Genomic DNA, 201 nt, shown 5'->3' on the forward strand with positions numbered 1-201 from the left:
CATCGGCGCTGAAAGGCTTAGCTTCCGGGTTCGAAATGTAACCGGGCGTTTCCCTAACGCAATGACCACCGAAACACTATGAAGTTAACCAACCCGGCAATGACACAGGTCGTTACTTCAGAACCTACACAGTGGACGCGAGCAACTGAGGACAAGCCCTCGGCCTATTAGTACCAGTCAACTCCACCCGTTACCAGGCTT

1 rRNA gene is annotated in these 201 nt (G+C 52.7%); it reads right to left on the reverse strand.

The annotated features are described in order from the left end of the window. Positions 1-73 (reverse strand): 5S ribosomal RNA (rrf, locus tag IF67_RS0138610); the annotation flags it as partial. Positions 74-201: the final 128 nt, after the last annotated feature.

This window comes from Streptomyces sp. NRRL S-1813 (assembly GCF_000719605.1).
Classification (GTDB): domain Bacteria; phylum Actinomycetota; class Actinomycetes; order Streptomycetales; family Streptomycetaceae; genus Streptomyces; species Streptomyces decoyicus.